Here is a 19252-nt window from a genome sequence, read left to right as displayed (position 1 = left end):
TTTTTGATAATTCATTATATAAAAGCATCCTTTTTTTGGGTGCTTTTTTCATTGTAACATTAGTTACTGACTCCTGTATATTCTGAGCCTAATTTTGCTGTTATAAAATAGTAAAAATGAAAACATCATATATTAGTTTATTTACGGTAGCACTTTTCATAACAGCTACTACCCTAGCTCAAACTAAAATTTCAATTTCTAAAAGTGACATTTTAAAAAGAGTTCAGGAAAATAACACCTCATTAAAAATATCTGAACAAAGCTACCAGCAAGCACGTGCCGATTACAAACAAACCAACGCTGTGTTCTTGCCTAATATTACTGCTTCTCATACAGGAATTGTAACCATCAATCCATTAATGGCATTTGGTAGTAAGTTGAATCAGGAAATTTTAACGCAAGCGGATTTCAATCCCGATTTGTTAAACAATCCAAAACGAACACAAAACTTTGCCACTAAAATAGAAGTACAGCAACCTTTGGTGAATTTAGACGGTATTTACCAACGTAGAGCCGCTAAAACTAAAATGGAAGCAACCAACTTGCAAACACAACGCACACAAGAGTATTTATTGTTAGAAGTAGAAAAAGCATACATGCAATTGCAATTAGCTCACAAGGGAGTTTCTGTATTAGAAAAAGCTTTAAAAGCCGCAGAAGCAAACCAACAAATGGCAGAAAATAGCTTTAAGCAAGGGTATTTACAACGTGCAGACGTATTAGCGGTTGAAGTTCGAGTTACCGAAGTAAAAAACCAGTTACAAACAGCAAAAAGCAATGTGCTAAATGCTTCTAACTACTTGTCTTTTTTGATGAATGAAGAACAAGATAACATTTATGAACCCTCAGATAGCTTACAAGTAAACTTAACCAATCAGTTAGTAGACATTACTATTTCTGAAAATCGTTCAGATATTAAAGCAATGGAGTTAGCTTCTGAGGCATATCAAAAAATGTACAAAGCAGATAAAATGGATTTTCTTCCACGCTTAAATGCTTTTGGTAGTTATGAGTTGTACGATGATAAAATTTTTAATGCAGATGCTAGTGGCTATGTAATAGGAGCACAATTAACTTGGGATATCTTCAAAGGTTCTAAACGTTACGGAAAAGCACAAAAAAGCAAAGCGCAGTATGAAAAATCAAGATTAGAATACGAGCAGTACAAATCTAAAAGTCAATTAGAATTAAACAATACCAAACGATTGTTAACTGATGCTGAGGAACAGTTAAAACTAACCGAATTGGCTTTACAACAATCGGAAGAAGCCTTACGGATCAGAAAAAACAGGTTTAAAGAAGGATTAGAAAAAACATCTGATTTATTAACTGCTGAAACGCAATACGCACAAAAACAATTAGAATATTACCAAACCGTATATCAATACAACTATACCAAAGCTTATTTAGATTTTTTAACCAAAGAATAATCAACAAATGAAAACTATATATACAATCGCTCTTGCCGCATCACTTTTAACAATAAGTTGTGGTAAAAAAGAAACAGCCAACAACAGCAATAACAAACCAGCTGTCGCTGTAAAAGTTGCTAAAGTAACGGCTAATGACAACAATCCGTTTATAACTGCAAGCGGAAAAGTAGCAGCCACCAACAGTGCTGAATTAAGTACTCGTATGATGGGCTATGTAACTAACATACACGTAAAAGTTGGTGATAAAGTAAACAAAGGTCAATTATTACTATCTATCAATAACAGCGATTTACAAGCTAAGAAAGCACAAGTAGAGGCTAACATTATTAAAGCAAAAGCAGGATTTTTAAGTGCTGAAAAAGATTACAATCGCTTTAAAAACTTATTTGAGCAGAACAGTGCTTCTCAAAAGGAGTTTGACGATATCACTGTTCATTACAATGTTGCTAAAGCAAATTTAGAAGCAGCAAAACAGATGAGAAATGAAATCAATTCTCAGTTTGCTTATACGAATATCAGAGCTCCTTTTTCAGGAGTAGTAACAAACAAGTTTATTGATAAAGGTGCAATGGCGAATCCTGGAATGCCTTTAATTTCTGTAGAAGGAAAAGGCGGATTTGAAGTAACTGCGTTAGTGCCGGAAAGTGAAATTTCTCAAATTAAAAAAGACACAAAGGTTGATGTAACTATCAAATCAATCAACAAAACGGTTACAGGAAAAGTATCGGAAGTTAGTACCTCAGCAAAAAATACTGGTGGACAATACTTAGTTAAAATTGACCTAGATAAAACAGATGTAAAATTGTTATCAGGAATGTTTGCAACGGTTCAGTTTCCTGTTGAAAAAACACAAAAAAGCACTGATATGGTTTTAATTCCATCAGAAGCATTGGTACACAAAGGACAACTATCAGGAATTTATACGGTAAGTCAAAGTAATACTGCTGTGTTACGTTGGTTACGCTTAGGGAGAACTTTTGGAGATCAAGTAGAGGTTTTATCAGGTTTATCTAATGATGAAAGCTACATTGTTTCTTCTGAAGGGAAACTATACAATGGAGCGAACATTACAATTAAATAAGTAAAAAATTGCGTTAGGGATAGAAGCAAGCTACCATGTAGCGCGAATAGCCCGACCACGAAGTGGTAACGCCCAAAACAATAAAAATGAAAGAAGGTTTAGCAGGAAAAATAGCCAAAGGGTTTATCGGCTCTAAACTTACCATCTTATTAATGGTAGTGTTTATGGTAATTGGTGTGTACAGCTCTTTTTTAATTCCGAGAGAAGAAGAACCACAGATTGATGTGCCTATGGCTGATATTTTTGTAGGATATCCAGGAGCGAGTCCTACAGAAGTAGAATCGAGAGTTATCAAACCCTTAGAAAAAATAATTTCTAACATCAAAGGAATAGAGTATGTATACTCTACTTCGATGAAAGAACAAGGAATGGTCATTGTTCAGTTTTATGTGGGAGAAGACATTGAGCGTTCGTTCGTGAAACTATACAATGAAATTAACAAACACATGGATCAAATGCCGAAAGGTGTTACCATGCCTTTGGTAAAAACTCGTGCGATTGATGATGTACCTATGTTAGGGTTGACATTATGGAGTGAAAACTATGATGACTATCAATTAAAACAACTCGCACAAGAGCTTACCAACGAAATTGAAAAGGTAAATGATGTAGCCATTACTCAAAAAATTGGAGGTAGAAATCGTGAGGTTCGTGTGGTAGTAGACAAAGACAAACTAGCCGCTAGCGGACTGGACTTTTTATCGATTACTGAAATGCTAAAAGCTGGCAATCAGCAACTGAGTGCAGGAAGTTATGATAAAAATGATACCGAGTTTTTAGTAACTACAGGAAAGTTTTTACAATCTACTGAAGATGTTAAAAACTTAGTGGTTGGCGTACAACAAAATCAACCGATTTATTTAAAACAAGTTGCGAATGTACTAGACGGTCCAGAAATCCCTAAAAACTATGTAAGTTTTGGGTATGGACAAGCAAGCAGTAATGCTTCAACGTATCAATCAGAATATCCAGCAGTAACTATATCGATAGCAAAACGAAAAGGGGCTGACGCCATGCAAATTGCCGATGTTATTTTAGCTAAAGTTAATCATTTACGCACCAATTTAATTCCTGATGATGTACATGTTGAAGTTACACGTAACTATGGTGAAACAGCATCTCAAAAAGTATCAGAATTATTATTACACTTAATCGGTGCCATTATCGCAGTAACATTAGTAGTAATGTTAGCCATGGGTTGGCGTGGTGGATTGGTTGTATTCTTATCGGTTCCTATCACATTTGCGCTTACCTTGTTAAGTTACTACATGTTAGATTATACCTTAAACAGAATCACCTTATTTGCTTTAGTATTCGTAACAGGTATTGTGGTAGATGATTCCATTATTATTGCCGAAAATATGCACAGGCATTTTAAAATGAAACGATTACCGTTTAAGCAAGCTGCCTTATATGCTATTAACGAAGTAGGTAACCCAACTATATTAGCCACCTTTACCGTAATTGCTTCGGTATTACCAATGGCATTTGTTTCTGGATTGATGGGTCCTTATATGAGTCCGATGCCTATTGGAGCTTCTATCGCTATGATTTTATCACTGTTTGTCGCATTAACGATTACCCCGTATTTAGGATATATTTTCTTACGCGAAAAAGACAAGCAAGGTACTGAGGAAAAGGTAGAAGAAGATGAAACCAAAGCAATGCAAAGCACGCTAATCTATAAATTGTATGAGCGATTCGAGCGCCCACTTATTGAAAACAAAACCAAACGTTGGACATTCTTAGGAATCACGATTGTTTTATTGCTAGGGTCTATGTCGTTGTTCTTTACCAAATCGGTAGCTGTAAAAATGTTACCTTTTGATAACAAGAACGAATTCCAAGTAGTAATTGACATGCCTGAAGGTACCACATTGGAACGTACAGACGCCGTAACAAAAGAAATAGCACAATACTTGTCTACAAGACCTGAAGTGATAAACTACCAAAGTTATGTAGGTACTTCTGCACCAATTACCTTTAATGGATTAGTTCGTCATTACGACTTACGTGGTGGTAGCAACATGGCAGATATTCAGGTAAACTTAGTTGACAAGAAAGATAGAAATATACAAAGTCATGATATTGCTAAATTGATGCGTGCAGATATTCAAAATATCGCCAAGAAGTTTAAGGCAAATGTAAAATTAGTCGAAGTTCCACCAGGGCCACCTGTATTATCAACTATTGTTGCGGAAGTATACGGACCAGATTATGACAAACAAATTGAAATTGCCAACGAAGTTCAAAACATCTTACACAATACCAACGATGTAGTAGATATCGATTGGATGGTAGAGGACAATCAAACGGAATATGAGTTTGTAATTGATAAGGAAAAAGCAATGTTATACGGTGTGGCTCCTCAGCAAATTGCTTACACGTTAAACATGGCTTTGTCTAACAGAGCTGTTTCAACGTTGTATGATGAAGATGCCTCTAATCAAGTAGAAATTGTGTTTGCTTTAGATGAAAAAGAGAAATCTTCTGTGCAAGATATTGCCCAATTACAGATTAAATCGCAACACGGTAACATGGTTTCAATAAGCGATTTGGTTACTGTTGAAGAAAAAAACAGTGCAAAAAGTATTTACAGAAAGAATCAAAAACGTGTGGTATATGTGATGGCTGATATGGCTGGAGAACTAGAGAGTCCTGCCTATGCTATTTTAGGAATGGAAGAAAAACTAAAAGAAATTCCACTTCCGAAGGGATATGAATTGAATGAATTATACATTAAACAACCCGATTTTGAAGATGATTATACCGTAAAATGGGATGGTGAATGGCAAATTACCTTAGAAGTGTTTAGAGATTTAGGAATTGCCTTTTTAGGAGTCATCATCATCATTTATATGTTGATTGTAGGATGGTTCCAAAACTTTAAAGCTCCAATTGTAATGATGGTTGCCATTCCTTTATCCATGGTAGGAATTATTTTAGGACACTGGATGATGGGTGCTTACTTTACTGCAACTTCATTTATTGGAATGATTGCCCTCGCAGGAATTATGGTACGAAACTCCGTTTTACTGATTGATTTCGTCAACTTACGTTTGGCAGAAGGAATTCCATTAAAACAAGCTGTTATTGAAGCTGGTGCTGTACGTACCACTCCTATCTTATTAACCGCAGGTACTGTAGTTATTGGCGCATTTGTAATCTTATTTGATCCTATTTTTCAAGGGTTAGCCATTTCTTTGATGGGAGGAACTATTACAGCTACTGCACTTACCTTATTGGTAGTGCCATTGGTATATTATTTAATTGAACGTAAAAATTATAAGTAACATGAAAAATAGAATTGTACGTGGTATTGCAGGAACTTTTATACTTATCAGTGTAATCTTAGCAATCAAAGTAAATAGTAATTGGTTATGGTTTACTGCTTTTGTAGGCGCAAACTTATTGCAATCATCATTAACCAAATGGTGTTTGATGGATGATATTTTAACCAAAGTGTTTAAAGTAAAAGATTAAAAAGCATTATTAAAATTCACCACAAAAAACATCTCTTATCAAACTATAACTGCTTATGTAACTTAAGTTACATAAGCAGTTATTTATGTTTTGTAATTTTGCATCAGTTAAGCAACCTTTTCCCCAATATTTTCCTTAAACATAAAAAACAGCAAAGAGTTTATCTCCTGCTGTTTTCTTTTTTAATTTTTTTCTTCCTTAAGTTTTTTATGCCTTTTACCTATCTGAAAATCTCTAGAAATATTAAATCCAAAATGAATATCTCCTTTAAAAAAGTTTCCAGTAGTTTCGGTAATAAAGCTATTTTCAATCATAGTTATAGCATTAGATAATATTAATTGAAATACGTGTCCTCCAGTTTCTATATCAACACTAAAGGCTAATGAATTATGGGTGTCTATTGATTTTAGGGGGTTGATAGTATGAAAATACTCTGTATTTATAGATACTCTTTTACTTACTTTATAACGACCACCAGCTCCTATAACAAAAATATCATGAGGGTCTGAATTTATTGCAACAGTATTTCTATGTATATATGTAGGACTAAGTTGTAAAGAAAATTCTTTATTGAACTTTCTAGCAATAAGTACCTGAGTAGTATAAAACAAACGATCATTAAAATCTGGTTCATTTTCTGGTTCGTAATTCTTTATAGTTTTTTTAGCAATGCTACCAAATAATGACATACTAAAAGGAAACTTCTGTACTCCTGTTGATTGTTTTAAGAACTTATATTTAACAAAACCATCGTATGTTTTTTCATAAGAACTACGCCCTAGCCCTAATGTTAAGTTATCAGTAAAAGCATACTCTAAACCAAATCGAATATTTGAATCATCTAAACCAAAAAAATTATCAATTCCTTCATTAATTCTACCAAATCTGTGGGAAATTAGGAACTCTAAAACTCCTTTTTTTCTATTTTCTATCGATTGACCATTTATAATTCGAGTTCCTTTAAATGTAGCTGATACAAATTCTTTTGTTTGTGGAGCTTCTTTATTTAAAATATCCATTAATTCCTGAGCGCAAACTTGCTCACAGAAAATCAAAAAAAACAATAACTTTATTATATTTTTCATTTGAATTAAATTTTATTACATCAAGACTAATTAGATTAGCTTAATAGTCTTTTTAATTATATGGTGAGTGTTCAAGGCGAAAACTTACTTCTACCTCACGTGCTATATTATTACGTACAATGGCAGGAATCTTAATATTATAATCAGCAACAAGAATTATAAATTTTCCTTGTAACTCTATTTTAGTTTTATTTATGTACAATTTACTTCGTATTGTTACTTCTTTTGTAACACCATGAATAGTTAATTTCCCTTCTATTTGAGCAATAGAGTTGTCTCCTCTTAAAATTTCTTCTAAGTTCTTTATTTTACCTGTAAAATAGGCTTTTGGAAATTGATCTGACTCTACATAGTTTTCATTAAAGTGTTCTTGCATAAGAGCTTTTTCAAAAGCAAAAGATTTCATTAGTATTGTAATAGCTATATCTCCACTTGAAATATCAACAATACTCAAAACTTGATTATTTTCTGCCTTTATATCCTCCACTTGGGTATGTGAGAAAAATGATATGCTTCCTTGTTTGGTCAAATATCTTTCTTGTGCTAAAAGCGAGTTGTATAGTGTAAATACTAATGTTAAAGTAAATATTAAACGTATTTTCATTTTTATTTTTTAATAATAACAGATCTAACGAGAATCACATCCATCAAAAATCCCGTACAGATTCCTTTAATAGTAATTTCTTGTCCTTTTTTTAACCCTAAAACCATTCTATTTTCGGTAGGATCCATATTACAACTAACAGTCTCTATAGCGTTACCTTGCCCTAAGATAATTACACTGTTACCATTTGCTGTCTTAATATCTTTTATGGTTCCTTCTACTTGTATTATTTTATCGAGATATATAGAATTGGCATTTTCCTCATTATTTTTAAATTCATTTATGATATACGCCGACGTTAGCTTGTATGTAGGTCTTATCGTATTTACATCGGAGTGTGGCTTATTGTAAAGTTTTATTAATAAGAATAATCCTATGAAAAAACCTATAAGTATAATAATACCCGCTATTTTTATAGTTCTATTCATTTGTATTCTTGTTTTTTAGTTATTAGGTGCTCCATTATCTACCCAGCAGGCAATTTGTTCAATTTCTTCTTGTGTTAACGATCCTTCTTTAGGCATTACACGGCTCTGAGTAAGCTGTTTTATCATAGAAGCATTGTTTTCTACTACTGAAAACACTCTAAAATCATATGGATGGTAAGAACCATCATGACATTGAATACAATTATTATCTATAATAGGTTTTATAGTTGCTGAAAAAGAAAGGTCTGGGCTACATATAAAACTTGTAACTTCTTCTTCTACATTGTATTCGCAAGAAATAAAACTAAATAATAAGCATGCAATTATCCAATTAATAATGTTGTTGTTAACTTTCATTGTTTTTTAAAGTGATTAAAATAGAAGAAGAGTTTCTTCTTCTATTTTATAATTATGCTTATGAAATTTACTTGATTATTCTGGTGCCACTCCAGTAGCATTGTTTAAAACTGGCCAAACACCTGGGTTAGGAACACTAACTCCCTTATTATCTCCTTTAGAATTATCAGAACCAAAATAATATAAAGGCCATCCTTTAAAGGTTATTTGATCTTTCTTGCCATGTACCTTTATTACGTTAAAATCACTACTTTTTAAAACACTTGGAACTGCTTTTAAATCATTATAAAATATTGGCCATGCTCCATCATTAGAAAAATCTTCAGAAGTATACGTATTTGTATCATTTTTATCTGGTGCATACGCATACAATGTATTTCCTTCTGAATCGGTAAGATATAAAGTCTTTCCTTCACCTTCTACTATATCTCCTTGGTTATCGATAATATAATTAACTCCATTATTACCTACTAATTGAGCATTTACATACATAACTGAATAATCTGGTTTAGCTACATACCATACCTGATTTACTCCATCACCATTAATATCTCCCTTACTATTATCTCCAACATAATAATATAATGGCCATCCTTTATATGTAGTTTGTTTAGCTCCATCCTTACGTGTTATAGTTCCAAAATCATTTGATTCTAGACCATTATCTAATTCTAAGTTTGACTCATAAAAAACAGGCCAAGCATCTAAACAACCTTCAATACATTCAGAAGTCATTTTAGAATCGTTAGAAAAAAAATACAATGTCATTCCACTAGCATCGGTCAAATATTTTCCATGGGTAGTATCTTCAGATAATAATACATTCTTTTCAGTTGTAGGGTTATCATCAGGAATATCAACTTCTGGGTTAGAGTCGTCACTACTACAACTATAAATTAGGCTTATTGTAACTGCCAGCAATAAAAATGTTTTTTTCATAATTAAAAATTTATATTAGATTTGTTCCCCGCAAATAAATATATCTTATGCTTTAGGTAGTAGTGAAAAGTAGGTGAAAAGGAAAAAAAAGCTACTAAAAAGGAAAAAAAGCACTTGAAAATTTGTTCATTTCTTAATCTTTCTCTTTAAGATTACACCTATTAATTTCAATTCTGTGAATTTTATAAGTCAATTCTATAGAAGAATTAAAACCAATTACTATTTATGAAAAAAGACCGCGTATATTTCTTAACTTTCTTAGGGTTGGCTATTGTTACATTTGTTGTAAGCTATTTTAGTATGAACTATTTATTAGAAGTTTCTACTAATCATTTTTTACAAACTCAAATTGAAGCTAGCAAGCGAGAAGCAAATGAAATATCTTCTCTTGTACAAAGACAAATAGAAAATGGGCTTCCTGAAAATGTCGTAATTAATAATTTACAAAGAAGTATAGAAAACACTAGTATTGAGTCTGGCTTTATTTGCATGTTTGACTGGTCTGGGGTTGAAATTTGCCATCCTGACCCAAAAAAAATTGGACAGTTAATTTTACCTGATGAATCATTTGTTCAACCTGTTATTAATAAAGAATTAGATTCTCACGATTTTTACAACCTATTAAACAGTAAAACTGAAATGGGAGGGGTTAGAGAGTTTTCAGATAAGAAAAGAAGCTCTGAAATTATCTATTTATACCCTGTAAAAAATACTGATTGGATTGTTGCTGCACACGCCAATATAAAATATATTAAAAACAGGATGCAAAAACTTAAAACCAATTTTATCCTTGTTTATGGGGCTTCTGGTACTTTAATTATTATTATGTCTTTATTTATGGTTCGATTTATTAGTGGGAGATATGAGAAAAACCTTGAAGAACAAAACGAAGGCTTATCAAAAAAAGTTCTTACATTATCTCAGTTAAACAGTGATTTAATGTTGTATAGAGAAAAAATAAATACTGTAGATACACCTGCTGAAAAAACAATCACAAACTCAGCTGTTAAAAAAAGAATTCTGACTTATGTAAAAGATGAAATAGTATCGATTGAACCCGACAACATAGGGTTTATTTATACTCAAAATACTATTACCTATATCTGTTGTCTTGATGGTTCAATATTTCACAGCAATAATAGTCTAGATGATATTTTTTCTGATTTAGATAATACTGAATTTTTTAGAGCTAACAGACAATTTATTATATCTGTAAAAGCAATAGACAAAATATATAAATACGGAAGTAATCAACTTAAAATAGAAACAAAACCTCGATCTCCTTTAGATATAATTATAAGTAAAAATAAATCTTCAGAATTTAAAAAATGGCTAAGAGGAGAATAGCTTATTTTTTATGATGGTTTGTATTTTTTTTATATAAGTTCTCTAAACCGGAGTCACCTAACGGTTGAGCAATCGGCAATATCTTTAACCTAAACATAAAAGAGGTTTTGGAAAAACTACCTGTAAAAATGACATCCGTTAAAGATTGGGCAAAAATCAACCGAGAAATTTTCTTAAGTTAATTAAGTTTGGTAATCTAGAGTATTTTATAAAAACACTCTAGATTATCTTTAACTTGTAGCGACCCAGAGAGGACTCGAACCCCCAACCCTCAGAGCCGAAATCTGATGTTCTATCCAGTTGAACTACTGAGTCTATAAAACAATTGTTATGCTAGTTTAGCTTTTACAATTGCTGAAATTGTTTTTCCGTCTGCTTGTCCTGCTAATTGTTTAGATACAATTCCCATTACTTTTCCCATATCTTTCATTCCTTCTGCTCCAACATCTGCAATGGTTTTCTCAACAATATTTCCTATTTCCTCTTCACTCAACGCTTCAGGCAAAAATTGTTCTAAAACAGTAGCCTCTGCTAATTCAGGTTCCGCTAAGTCGTTACGCCCTTGTTCAGCAAAAACAGCAGCACTATCTTTGCGTTGTTTTACTTGCTTTTGAACAATCTTTAATTCTTCTGCTTCTGAAAGCTCTCCTGCACCAGCTTCAGTATTTGCCAACATAAAAGCTGACTTTAATGCTCTTAATGCGGTTAAAGCTACAGTATCTTTAGACTTCATAGCTTCTTTCATTTTATCCATTACTTGTTTTTGCAAACTCATAAGTTGTCGTTTTTTATATTAAAAAATCCCGATAACTCGGGATTTTAAAAATAAGTGTTATTCTTTTATTAATCTACATTATCGTGTAAAAACGAGTTATTTGAACGTAATAAATCGTTATTATCTGTATTTAATGCTGTATCGGACTTACTAATATCAGAACCAGCATCAATATCAACTCCTAACCTTTTATAGGCTGGTTGACGCTCAATATCATCAATATTTTTACTTACTTGATCGTTGAATTTATAGTTAAACCCTTTCATCTTATCTCTTCTTTCTTGCGCTCTTTGTTGCAATTCAGAAATTGTTAAACTTAAAGGAGAAACTTCTTCACTCGTTGTTTCAATATTATTGATCTCTTCTCTCGTTTTAGATTTTACCTCAAAACGTAACTCTTCTTCTACTTCTTCTTTTATCGTTGGTGTAGAACTTTTACCAATCGTTGGTTGTGCACTAAAATCGTCTAACACATAACGTTTTTCAACCTTATGAAATTTAATTTCTTGTGCGGTAACCTCAATATTTTTAATCTCATTCGTAGTTTCTACTAAATGAGAAGTTGGTTTAATTTCTTCGTAAGAATTCAACGGTAAATCAAACAACAAATCTTGTTGAACGGTTTGCTGTTTTACTTCTTCTACTGATTTAGGTTCAGCGATGTTTGTGATAATAAAATCGTCTTCTGAAATAGTTTCAATAGCTATTTCATCGTATACAACATCAATGTTTTTTATAAACTCTGTTGTAGGAATTAAATTCGATTTTGGCACAACAACCTCTTCCTCTAAAACATGAACTATCTTCTCTTTTGGTTGCGATGGTAAAGGCTCATTTATACTTGGTGATGTTTGTACTTGAACTTTTTGATCTCCAAAATTATAAGTTGCCTTTTGTTCATCCTCTAACGTGTGAACAATTTTTTTTACCTCTGTATTGGTAATGTTACTTTGTTGATCTGCAGCAAAACCCGTAGCAACTACAGTAACAGAAATTCCATCTTCTAATGTTTCATCTTCACCAATACCCATGATAATATTGGCATCGTATCCTGCTTCATCTTGGATGTAATCATTAATTTCTCCGATCTCATCTAATGTAACCTCATTACCTCCTGAAACAATTAATAACAATACATTTTTAGCTCCTGTAATCTTATTATCGTTCAATAATGGAGAGTCTAATGCTTTTACAATTGCATTCTTAGCTCTATTAGCTCCAGTTTCTTTTGCAGACCCCATAATAGCAGTACCACTATTAGATAATACCGTTTTAGCATCGTGTAAATCGATATTTTGTTTATAGTGATGGGTAATTACTTCCGCAATACCTTTTGCTGCAGTAGCTAATACTTCATCAGCCTTAGAGAATCCTGCTTTAAATCCTAAATTACCATAAACTTCGCGCAGTTTATTATTATTGATAACAATTAACGAGTCAACATTTTTACGTAACTCATCAATTCCTTTTTGAGCTTGCTTTGAGCGCATTCTTCCTTCAAACTGAAATGGCATAGTAACGATACCTACCGTTAAAATATCCATATCTTTAGCAATTTTTGCTATGATTGGTGCAGCCCCAGTACCAGTACCACCACCCATACCTGCGGTAATAAATACCATTTTAGTATGTGTACTCAACATTTGTTGAATTTCTTGAATACTTTCTGCCGCTGCTTGCGCTCCAATTTCAGGATTTGCTCCTGCTCCTAATCCCGATGTTAAATGTGCCCCTAATTGAACTTTATTAGGAATAGGGCTATTCTCTAATGCTTGTGCATCTGTATTACAAATTACGAAATCTACTCCGTGAATTTGCTTGCTATACATGTGATTTACTGCGTTGCTTCCTCCCCCACCAACACCAATTACTTTAATGGCATTCGATTGTGTTTTTGGCATGTCGAATGAAATGTTATCAAATTCTGCGCTCATAATAACTTTTCTTTTTTATTAATTCTTTATTCAATTTTACACTCTCCTTCTTAGGGGATTAAAACGGAGTAGTTTTTTATATAATTTACTCTGCGTTATCTAAAAACTCTTTAAATCCTTCAGTGAATCGTTTGGTAAACTTTTCAAAGATTGATTTCGTTTTTTCCTTCGCTTGTTGTTCCTTTTCTTCTGGGATCTCCTCAAGAACTTCTTCCTCTTCCATTGTAGTAGTAGCTACTACTTCTTCTTTCTCTTCAACACGAACTTCTTCTGAATGTCCTTCTTTTTGTAATCCTTCCATCAATAACCCTACAGCAGTTGCGAATGCTGGACTTGATAGCGCTTCATCTGAATCTCCTGCAAGGTGTTCATTTGGATACCCAATACGAACGTCCATTCCGGTAATATATTCTACCAATTGACGTAAATGTTTTAGTTGAGCTCCACCACCAGTTAACACGATACCTGCAATCAGTTTTCCTTTTTGAGTTTCGTGTCCATAGTTTTTGATTTCTAGATATACATGCTCAATTATTTCCTGAACTCTTGCATGAATTATCTTAGATAAATTTTTAAGCGTGATTTCTTTTGGCTCTCTACCTCTTAACCCTGGAATAGACACTATTTCAGTATCTTTATTTTCTCCTGGCCATGCAGAACCAAACTTAATTTTTAATAACTCTGCTTGTTTTTCTATAATTGAACATCCTTCTTTTATATCTTCGGTAATTACATTTCCTCCGAAAGGAATTACCGCTGTATGACGAATGATACCATCTTTAAAAATAGCCAAGTCTGTTGTTCCGCCACCTATATCAATCAAAGCAACTCCTGCTTCTTTTTCTTCTTGACTTAATACTGCTGATGCAGATGCTAAAGGTTCTAATGTTATATCTGCTAAACTTAAGCCTGCACTTTTCACACACCTACCAATATTTCGAATAGATGATACTTGCCCTACAACTACATGAAAGTTAGCCTCCAAACGACCACCATACATACCTATAGGTTCTTTTATATCTGGTTGACTATCTACTTTAAATTCTTGTGGTAATACATGAATTATTTCTTCACCAGGTAGCATTACCAATTTATGTACTTGACTTACTAAGTTTTCAATATCATTAGCATTGATAACTTCTTCAGATTTTTCACGTGTTATATAATCACTATGATGTAAACTACGTATATGTTGACCTGCAATACCAACCACCACATCATCTATCTGCTGACCAGAAACACTTTGAGCTTCTTCTACAGCCTGTTGAATAGATTGAATAGTTTGCGTTATGTTATTAACCACACCTCGTTTTACACCTAAACTTTTTGCCTTACCAATACCTAAAACTTCTATTTTTCCGTACTCGTTTTTTCGACCAATCATGGCAACAATTTTGGTTGTACCAATATCTAAACCAACTGCTATTTTATTGTTTTCCATCTTGATTTTTTTTAGTGCACACAACCTGGTTGTGGTATTTTACATTTATAGTTTTGTAATCATTAATGGTTTTGTCTTTAAATGCTTTGTTATAAAACGCTATTATTTTTTTAAACTTTTCAGATGCATTTGTTAACTCACCAAAAAATATTTTATAATCACCACTACGAACTGTAAAAGTATATTCGTTTTGGACATTTTTTTCAATAGCAATAATCTCTTTAGCAAAAAAACTATTGCTATTTATTATTGTTATTAACTTTGTTAATTCTATGATTTCTTTAGCCCCTTTTACTCCTAAAACTAATGGTACTCTCGCTGAAAAATTTGTTGACAACGGTATTTCTACGCCATATTTATCAACATAATAAGATTCATTTTTATCAACAATACGAGCTATTGGTGTACGTTGTTTTATCACAGTTTTCAACACCCCATCTACAGTTAAAAACACAGCCGTTTTTTCCACATAAGGATTCACCGAAACATTAGCCTCTAGAAAGTGTAAATCTACCAATCTTTTTGGTTGATTTTTAACAAATTCATTATTTTGTATTAACAATTTATCAACCATACTGTGCGTCAAAAAGTTATTATCACCAGCTTCAAACTCAACCACCGTGTTTTTTACCTTTTTTAAGCCATTTCTTTTGGTTGTAAACCCATACAAAAATGCCAAAAACATCAACAACAAGAAAAAAGAGAGATATGTTGCTACTTTTTTCATACTAGATTTTGTGTTTTTCTTTAATTTTATTCTTTACTTCATCTACTAACAAACCAATATCTCCTGCCCCCAACATCGCCACAATTTTTGACTCCGATTTTAGCACTTCCTCACTTAATTTTTTCTTCGATACTAGTTTTTTATTTTCTAAAGTCATTTTATCCAACAACCAACTTGAAGTTACTCCTTCAATTGGTAATTCTCTTGCTGGGTAAATATCTAATAACAAGACTTCATCAAACTGAGATAATGCTTTTGCAAAATCATCAACAAAATCTCTTGTTCTACTAAACAAATGAGGTTGAAAAACTGCCAAAACTTTTTCCTTGGGATACATTTCTCGAACCGATTGTGCTACCGCTTTTATTTCGGTAGGATGATGTGCATAATCATCAATTAAAACAACATCATCTGTTTTTATTTTGTACGAAAACCTTCTTTGTACTCCTCTAAAAGTTTTTAATTGTTTTTTTATGTTTTCTAACGATACCCCATACACATCTGCCATAGCCAAAGCAGCTAAAGCATTCATCATATTGTGATTTCCTGGTAAATGAAATTCAATATTTTCAACTGTTGTTGTTGGTGTTTGCACATCAAAAACATATTTCCCTGCTTCAATTTTAACATTAAAGGCTTTGTAATCTGCATCTTCGTTTACAGCATAGGTCAATCCTTTTAAAGGCAGTCCTTTTGCTATAATTAAGGTATCAGAAACTTTATTGGCAAATTCTATAAATGATTGTTGTAATTGCTCACTCTCTCCATAGATATCCAAATGATCAGCATCCATAGAAGTTACACATGCAATATTAGGAGACAGTTTTAAAAACGAGCGGTCAAACTCATCTGCTTCAACTACCGAAACTTTATCTTCTCCTAAAATTAGGTTAGAAGTATAATTTTCAGCAATTCCACCTAAAAAAGATGTAGCCTTTTCAGGCTGCATTATATGCCCCAAAATTGATGATGTTGTCGTTTTACCATGTGTTCCTGCAACAGCTAAACAAAAAGTGTTTTTGGTAATTTCACCCAACACCTCTGCTCTTTTCAAAACTGTATATCCGTTATCTATAAAATAATTTAACTCTTGGTGATTTTTAGGAACTGCTGGTGTGTACACCACTAGTGTATTTTGCTTTTCTAAAAATGAAATCGGAATATTCTTTACTAAATCTTCAAAATGAACATCTATTCCTATTTCTTCTAAACTTTTAGTGATAGGTGAAGGGGTTTTATCGTAACCAGCTACTACCTTTCCATTCACAGAAAAATAGCGAGCAATAGCGCTCATACCTATTCCGCCAATACCTATAAAATAAACGTTATGTATCGTTTTTAAATTCACTAACTGATTAATTTTTCTATTTCGTTAACGATATGACTTGTCGCGTTTGGCAATGCCAATTCGTTTATATTTTCACTTAAACTTTCTTGTTTTCCTTTATCTTTAAACAAGGTTTCCAATACTACAGGAAATGTTTCTAACTCATTTTCTTTAATAACAATTGCCCCGTGTTTATCTGCAATGGCTTTTGCATTTTTTGTTTGATGGTCTTCTGCCACATTTGGAGACGGTATGAAAATGGTAGGTTTTCCCACAATACACAATTCTGACACCGAACTTGCTCCTGCTCTAGACACAATAAAATCAGCCGCAGCATAGGCTAAATCCATTCGATTCAAGAACTCATGCACTTGCACATTTTCTAGCTCATTATATTTTTTATACTCTTCAAAATACAACTTACCACATTGCCATATGAGTTGCATATTTTGACTTTTAAAAAACTCTAAATTCGCTTCTACTAACTGATTAATCTTACGAGCTCCTAAACTTCCTCCTAATATTAAAACCGTTTTTTTAGTCGTATCTAATTCAAAAAATTCTTTTCCTTCTTCATTCTTCGTATGAATAAACAATAAATCTTGTCGCACAGGGTTTCCTGTTTTTACAATTTTATCCTCCGGAAAAAAACGCTCTAAATTATCGTACGCTACACATATTTTCTCTGCTTTCTTACCTAATAATTTATTGGTTATACCCGGATAAGAATTTTGTTCTTGAATCAACGTTGGAATTCCTTTTTTATTAGCTGCCATTAATGTAGGACCACTAGCAAATCCTCCTGTTCCCACAGCTACATCTGGCTTAAACTTTCGTATAATCCGATGTGCTTTCCACAAACTACTTAACAGTTTAAATGGAAACACTAAGTTTTTTAGTGTTAGTTTTCTTTGGATACCTGAAATCCATAAGCCTTCAATTTCATAGCCTGCTTGCGGGACTTTCTCCATTTCCATTTTATCTTTGGCTCCAACAAACAAAATATTTGCTTCTGGATAACGGACTTTTATTTCGTTAGCAATTGCTATGGCTGGATATATATGTCCACCTGTACCTCCACCACTAATAATGATATTAATCGATTGTTTCATGTAAAATATCTAGAGGGTTATCGTCTAAAATTGTTTCTTCTGTTTCGTTTTTAGAAGCACTTACACTTAAAATCATTCCTAACGCGAAACATGTCATCCAAATAGAGGTACCTCCACTACTTATTAATGGAAGTGTTTGTCCTGTTACTGGTAAAATATTTACTGCTACCGCCATGTTAATCATTGCCTGAAAGACAATAGGAATACCTACACCTACAACCAACAAGGTTGCAAATATAGTGGTAGCCTTTTTTGCTGTTATTAAGATTCTAAAAAGTAATAAAAAATAGATAAAAATCACCACTACTGCCCCAGCAAACCCATATTCTTCAACAATAATTGCATAGATAAAGTCGGATGATGATTGTGGTAAAAAGTTCTTTTGCACACTCTTTCCTGGTCCTTTACCAATTACTCCTCCAGTGGCGATGGCTATTTTAGCTTTTTCAACCTGATAGTCTTCTTCTCCATCTGGTTGAGAAAAATTTTCAATTCTACTTTTCCATGTATTTACACGGTTGGGCATTGCATCAGGAAATGCTTTAGCAACAAGAATAAAAAACAAGAAAGAAACCAGTCCAATACCTAATATGTATCCAATATACTTTAACGGATAACCTCCTATAAAAGATACCATTAAAATCATAAAAAACACAATTGCTGTCGTTGAAAAGTTAGCAGGAAGAATCAATGCTAATACCAAACCTACTGGCAACCATAATTGTATTAAGCTTTCTTTAAAAGAAATTACTTTTTCTTTATGTTTCGCTAAATACCTTGCTACATACACCATTAACACCAAACCAGCTAATGTAGAAGTTTGAAAACCAATTCCTACAAACGGAATTCGAATCCATCTACTAGCATTTGCTCCTCCAATAGTTGTTCCTTGAGCTAAGGTGAAAATTAATAGTAAAATTACGACGGGCAGCATTAAAACAGAACCTCCACTAAAATATCTATACGGAATTTTATGTACTCCGTAAATAACAGCAAATCCTGTAATTAATAATACTATATGCTTCACTAAATGTCCCAGAGTAGAACCATTTCCCACCACATACACTAAATTGGTACTCGCACTGTATATTGGCATAAACGAAAATATAGCCAACACAGTTACAATAGCCCAGATAGCTCTATCACCTTTAATATGTCGAAAGATGTGTTTCATCAATC

Annotated in this window: 17 protein-coding genes and 1 tRNA gene; 5 read left to right on the top strand and 13 right to left on the bottom strand. The window is 32.9% G+C overall.

All coding sequences use genetic code 11. The features are described 5' to 3' along the window. Positions 1 to 116 precede the first annotated feature (116 nt). The 4 genes from ACQY6M_RS06190 (at position 117) to ACQY6M_RS06175 (ending at position 5997) form a co-directional block, all read left to right on the top strand. Positions 117 to 1430: a TolC family protein gene (locus ACQY6M_RS06190; RefSeq protein WP_428741278.1), complete on the top strand. Its 1314-nt coding sequence runs from the start codon at positions 117 to 119 to the stop codon at positions 1428 to 1430. 7 nt (positions 1431 to 1437) lie between these two features. After that, the gene (locus tag ACQY6M_RS06185; RefSeq protein ID WP_428741279.1) at positions 1438 to 2514 is read left to right on the top strand and encodes an efflux RND transporter periplasmic adaptor subunit; all 1077 of its coding nucleotides are present in this window, start codon (positions 1438 to 1440) and stop codon (positions 2512 to 2514) included. Positions 2515 to 2600: 86 nt separating this feature from the next. Beyond that, positions 2601 to 5807: an efflux RND transporter permease subunit gene (locus tag ACQY6M_RS06180; RefSeq protein ID WP_428741280.1), complete on the top strand. Its 3207-nt coding sequence runs from the start codon at positions 2601 to 2603 to the stop codon at positions 5805 to 5807. Between the two features lies 1 nt (position 5808). After that, positions 5809 to 5997: a YgaP family membrane protein gene (locus ACQY6M_RS06175; protein WP_428741281.1), complete on the top strand. Its 189-nt coding sequence runs from the start codon at positions 5809 to 5811 to the stop codon at positions 5995 to 5997. A 182-nt stretch (positions 5998 to 6179) separates the two neighbouring features. On the opposite strand, the gene ACQY6M_RS06170 is transcribed toward ACQY6M_RS06175, so the two are convergent. From ACQY6M_RS06170 to ACQY6M_RS06150, 5 genes are all read right to left on the bottom strand, one after another. Next, complete coding sequence (locus ACQY6M_RS06170) at positions 6180 to 7082, bottom strand: DUF5777 family beta-barrel protein (protein ID WP_428741282.1); 903 nt, start codon at positions 7080 to 7082, stop codon at positions 6180 to 6182. A gap of 52 nt (positions 7083 to 7134) precedes the next feature. Then, entirely contained in the window at positions 7135 to 7686 is a 552-nt protein-coding gene (locus tag ACQY6M_RS06165) for a YceI family protein (RefSeq protein ID WP_428741283.1), read from the bottom strand. A 2-nt stretch (positions 7687 to 7688) separates the two neighbouring features. Beyond that, the gene (locus ACQY6M_RS06160; RefSeq protein WP_428741284.1) at positions 7689 to 8114 is read right to left on the bottom strand and encodes an OB-fold protein; all 426 of its coding nucleotides are present in this window, start codon (positions 8112 to 8114) and stop codon (positions 7689 to 7691) included. Between the two features lie 15 nt (positions 8115 to 8129). After that, positions 8130 to 8471 (bottom strand): c-type cytochrome, encoded by a 342-nt coding sequence (locus tag ACQY6M_RS06155; protein WP_428741285.1) that lies wholly within the window; start codon positions 8469 to 8471, stop codon positions 8130 to 8132. Between the two features lie 75 nt (positions 8472 to 8546). Next, entirely contained in the window at positions 8547 to 9410 is an 864-nt protein-coding gene (locus ACQY6M_RS06150) for a COG4315 family predicted lipoprotein (protein ID WP_428741286.1), read from the bottom strand. Between the two features lie 225 nt (positions 9411 to 9635). On the opposite strand from ACQY6M_RS06150, the gene ACQY6M_RS06145 reads away from it, so the two are divergent. Then, complete coding sequence (locus tag ACQY6M_RS06145) at positions 9636 to 10757, top strand: LytTR family transcriptional regulator DNA-binding domain-containing protein (RefSeq protein ID WP_428741287.1); 1122 nt, start codon at positions 9636 to 9638, stop codon at positions 10755 to 10757. Positions 10758 to 10998: 241 nt separating this feature from the next. Here the strand turns inward: ACQY6M_RS06145 and ACQY6M_RS06140 are convergent. The 8 genes from ACQY6M_RS06140 to ACQY6M_RS06105 all read right to left on the bottom strand — a co-directional run bounded on the left by ACQY6M_RS06140 (position 10999) and on the right by ACQY6M_RS06105 (position 19247). Next, positions 10999 to 11072 (bottom strand) — tRNA-Arg (locus ACQY6M_RS06140). 13 nt (positions 11073 to 11085) lie between these two features. Further along, positions 11086 to 11532: a GatB/YqeY domain-containing protein gene (locus ACQY6M_RS06135; protein WP_428741288.1), complete on the bottom strand. Its 447-nt coding sequence runs from the start codon at positions 11530 to 11532 to the stop codon at positions 11086 to 11088. Between the two features lie 68 nt (positions 11533 to 11600). Beyond that, positions 11601 to 13466: a cell division protein FtsZ gene (gene ftsZ, locus ACQY6M_RS06130; RefSeq protein WP_428741289.1), complete on the bottom strand. Its 1866-nt coding sequence runs from the start codon at positions 13464 to 13466 to the stop codon at positions 11601 to 11603. A gap of 85 nt (positions 13467 to 13551) precedes the next feature. After that, positions 13552 to 14907, bottom strand: coding sequence for a cell division protein FtsA (ftsA, locus tag ACQY6M_RS06125; protein WP_428741290.1), 1356 nt, complete (start codon positions 14905 to 14907; stop codon positions 13552 to 13554). After that, complete coding sequence (locus ACQY6M_RS06120) at positions 14894 to 15634, bottom strand: cell division protein FtsQ/DivIB (RefSeq protein WP_428741291.1); 741 nt, start codon at positions 15632 to 15634, stop codon at positions 14894 to 14896. Before ACQY6M_RS06120 ends, ftsA begins: the two co-directional genes overlap by 14 nt. Before the next feature lies 1 nt (position 15635). Continuing rightward, entirely contained in the window at positions 15636 to 16982 is a 1347-nt protein-coding gene (gene murC / locus ACQY6M_RS06115) for a UDP-N-acetylmuramate--L-alanine ligase (RefSeq protein ID WP_428741292.1), read from the bottom strand. Then, positions 16982 to 18073, bottom strand: coding sequence for an undecaprenyldiphospho-muramoylpentapeptide beta-N-acetylglucosaminyltransferase (gene murG, locus ACQY6M_RS06110; protein WP_428741293.1), 1092 nt, complete (start codon positions 18071 to 18073; stop codon positions 16982 to 16984). The genes murC and murG overlap by 1 nt, the downstream gene beginning before the upstream one ends. Beyond that, positions 18057 to 19247 (bottom strand): FtsW/RodA/SpoVE family cell cycle protein, encoded by a 1191-nt coding sequence (locus ACQY6M_RS06105; RefSeq protein ID WP_428741294.1) that lies wholly within the window; start codon positions 19245 to 19247, stop codon positions 18057 to 18059. The genes murG and ACQY6M_RS06105 overlap by 17 nt, the downstream gene beginning before the upstream one ends. Positions 19248 to 19252 lie beyond the last annotated feature (5 nt).

This window comes from Tenacibaculum sp. (genome assembly GCF_050290165.1).
Classification (GTDB): domain Bacteria; phylum Bacteroidota; class Bacteroidia; order Flavobacteriales; family Flavobacteriaceae; genus Polaribacter.
The sequence above is the reverse complement of the archived record's forward strand: the minus strand, read 5'-3'. Positions and strand labels throughout refer to the sequence as shown.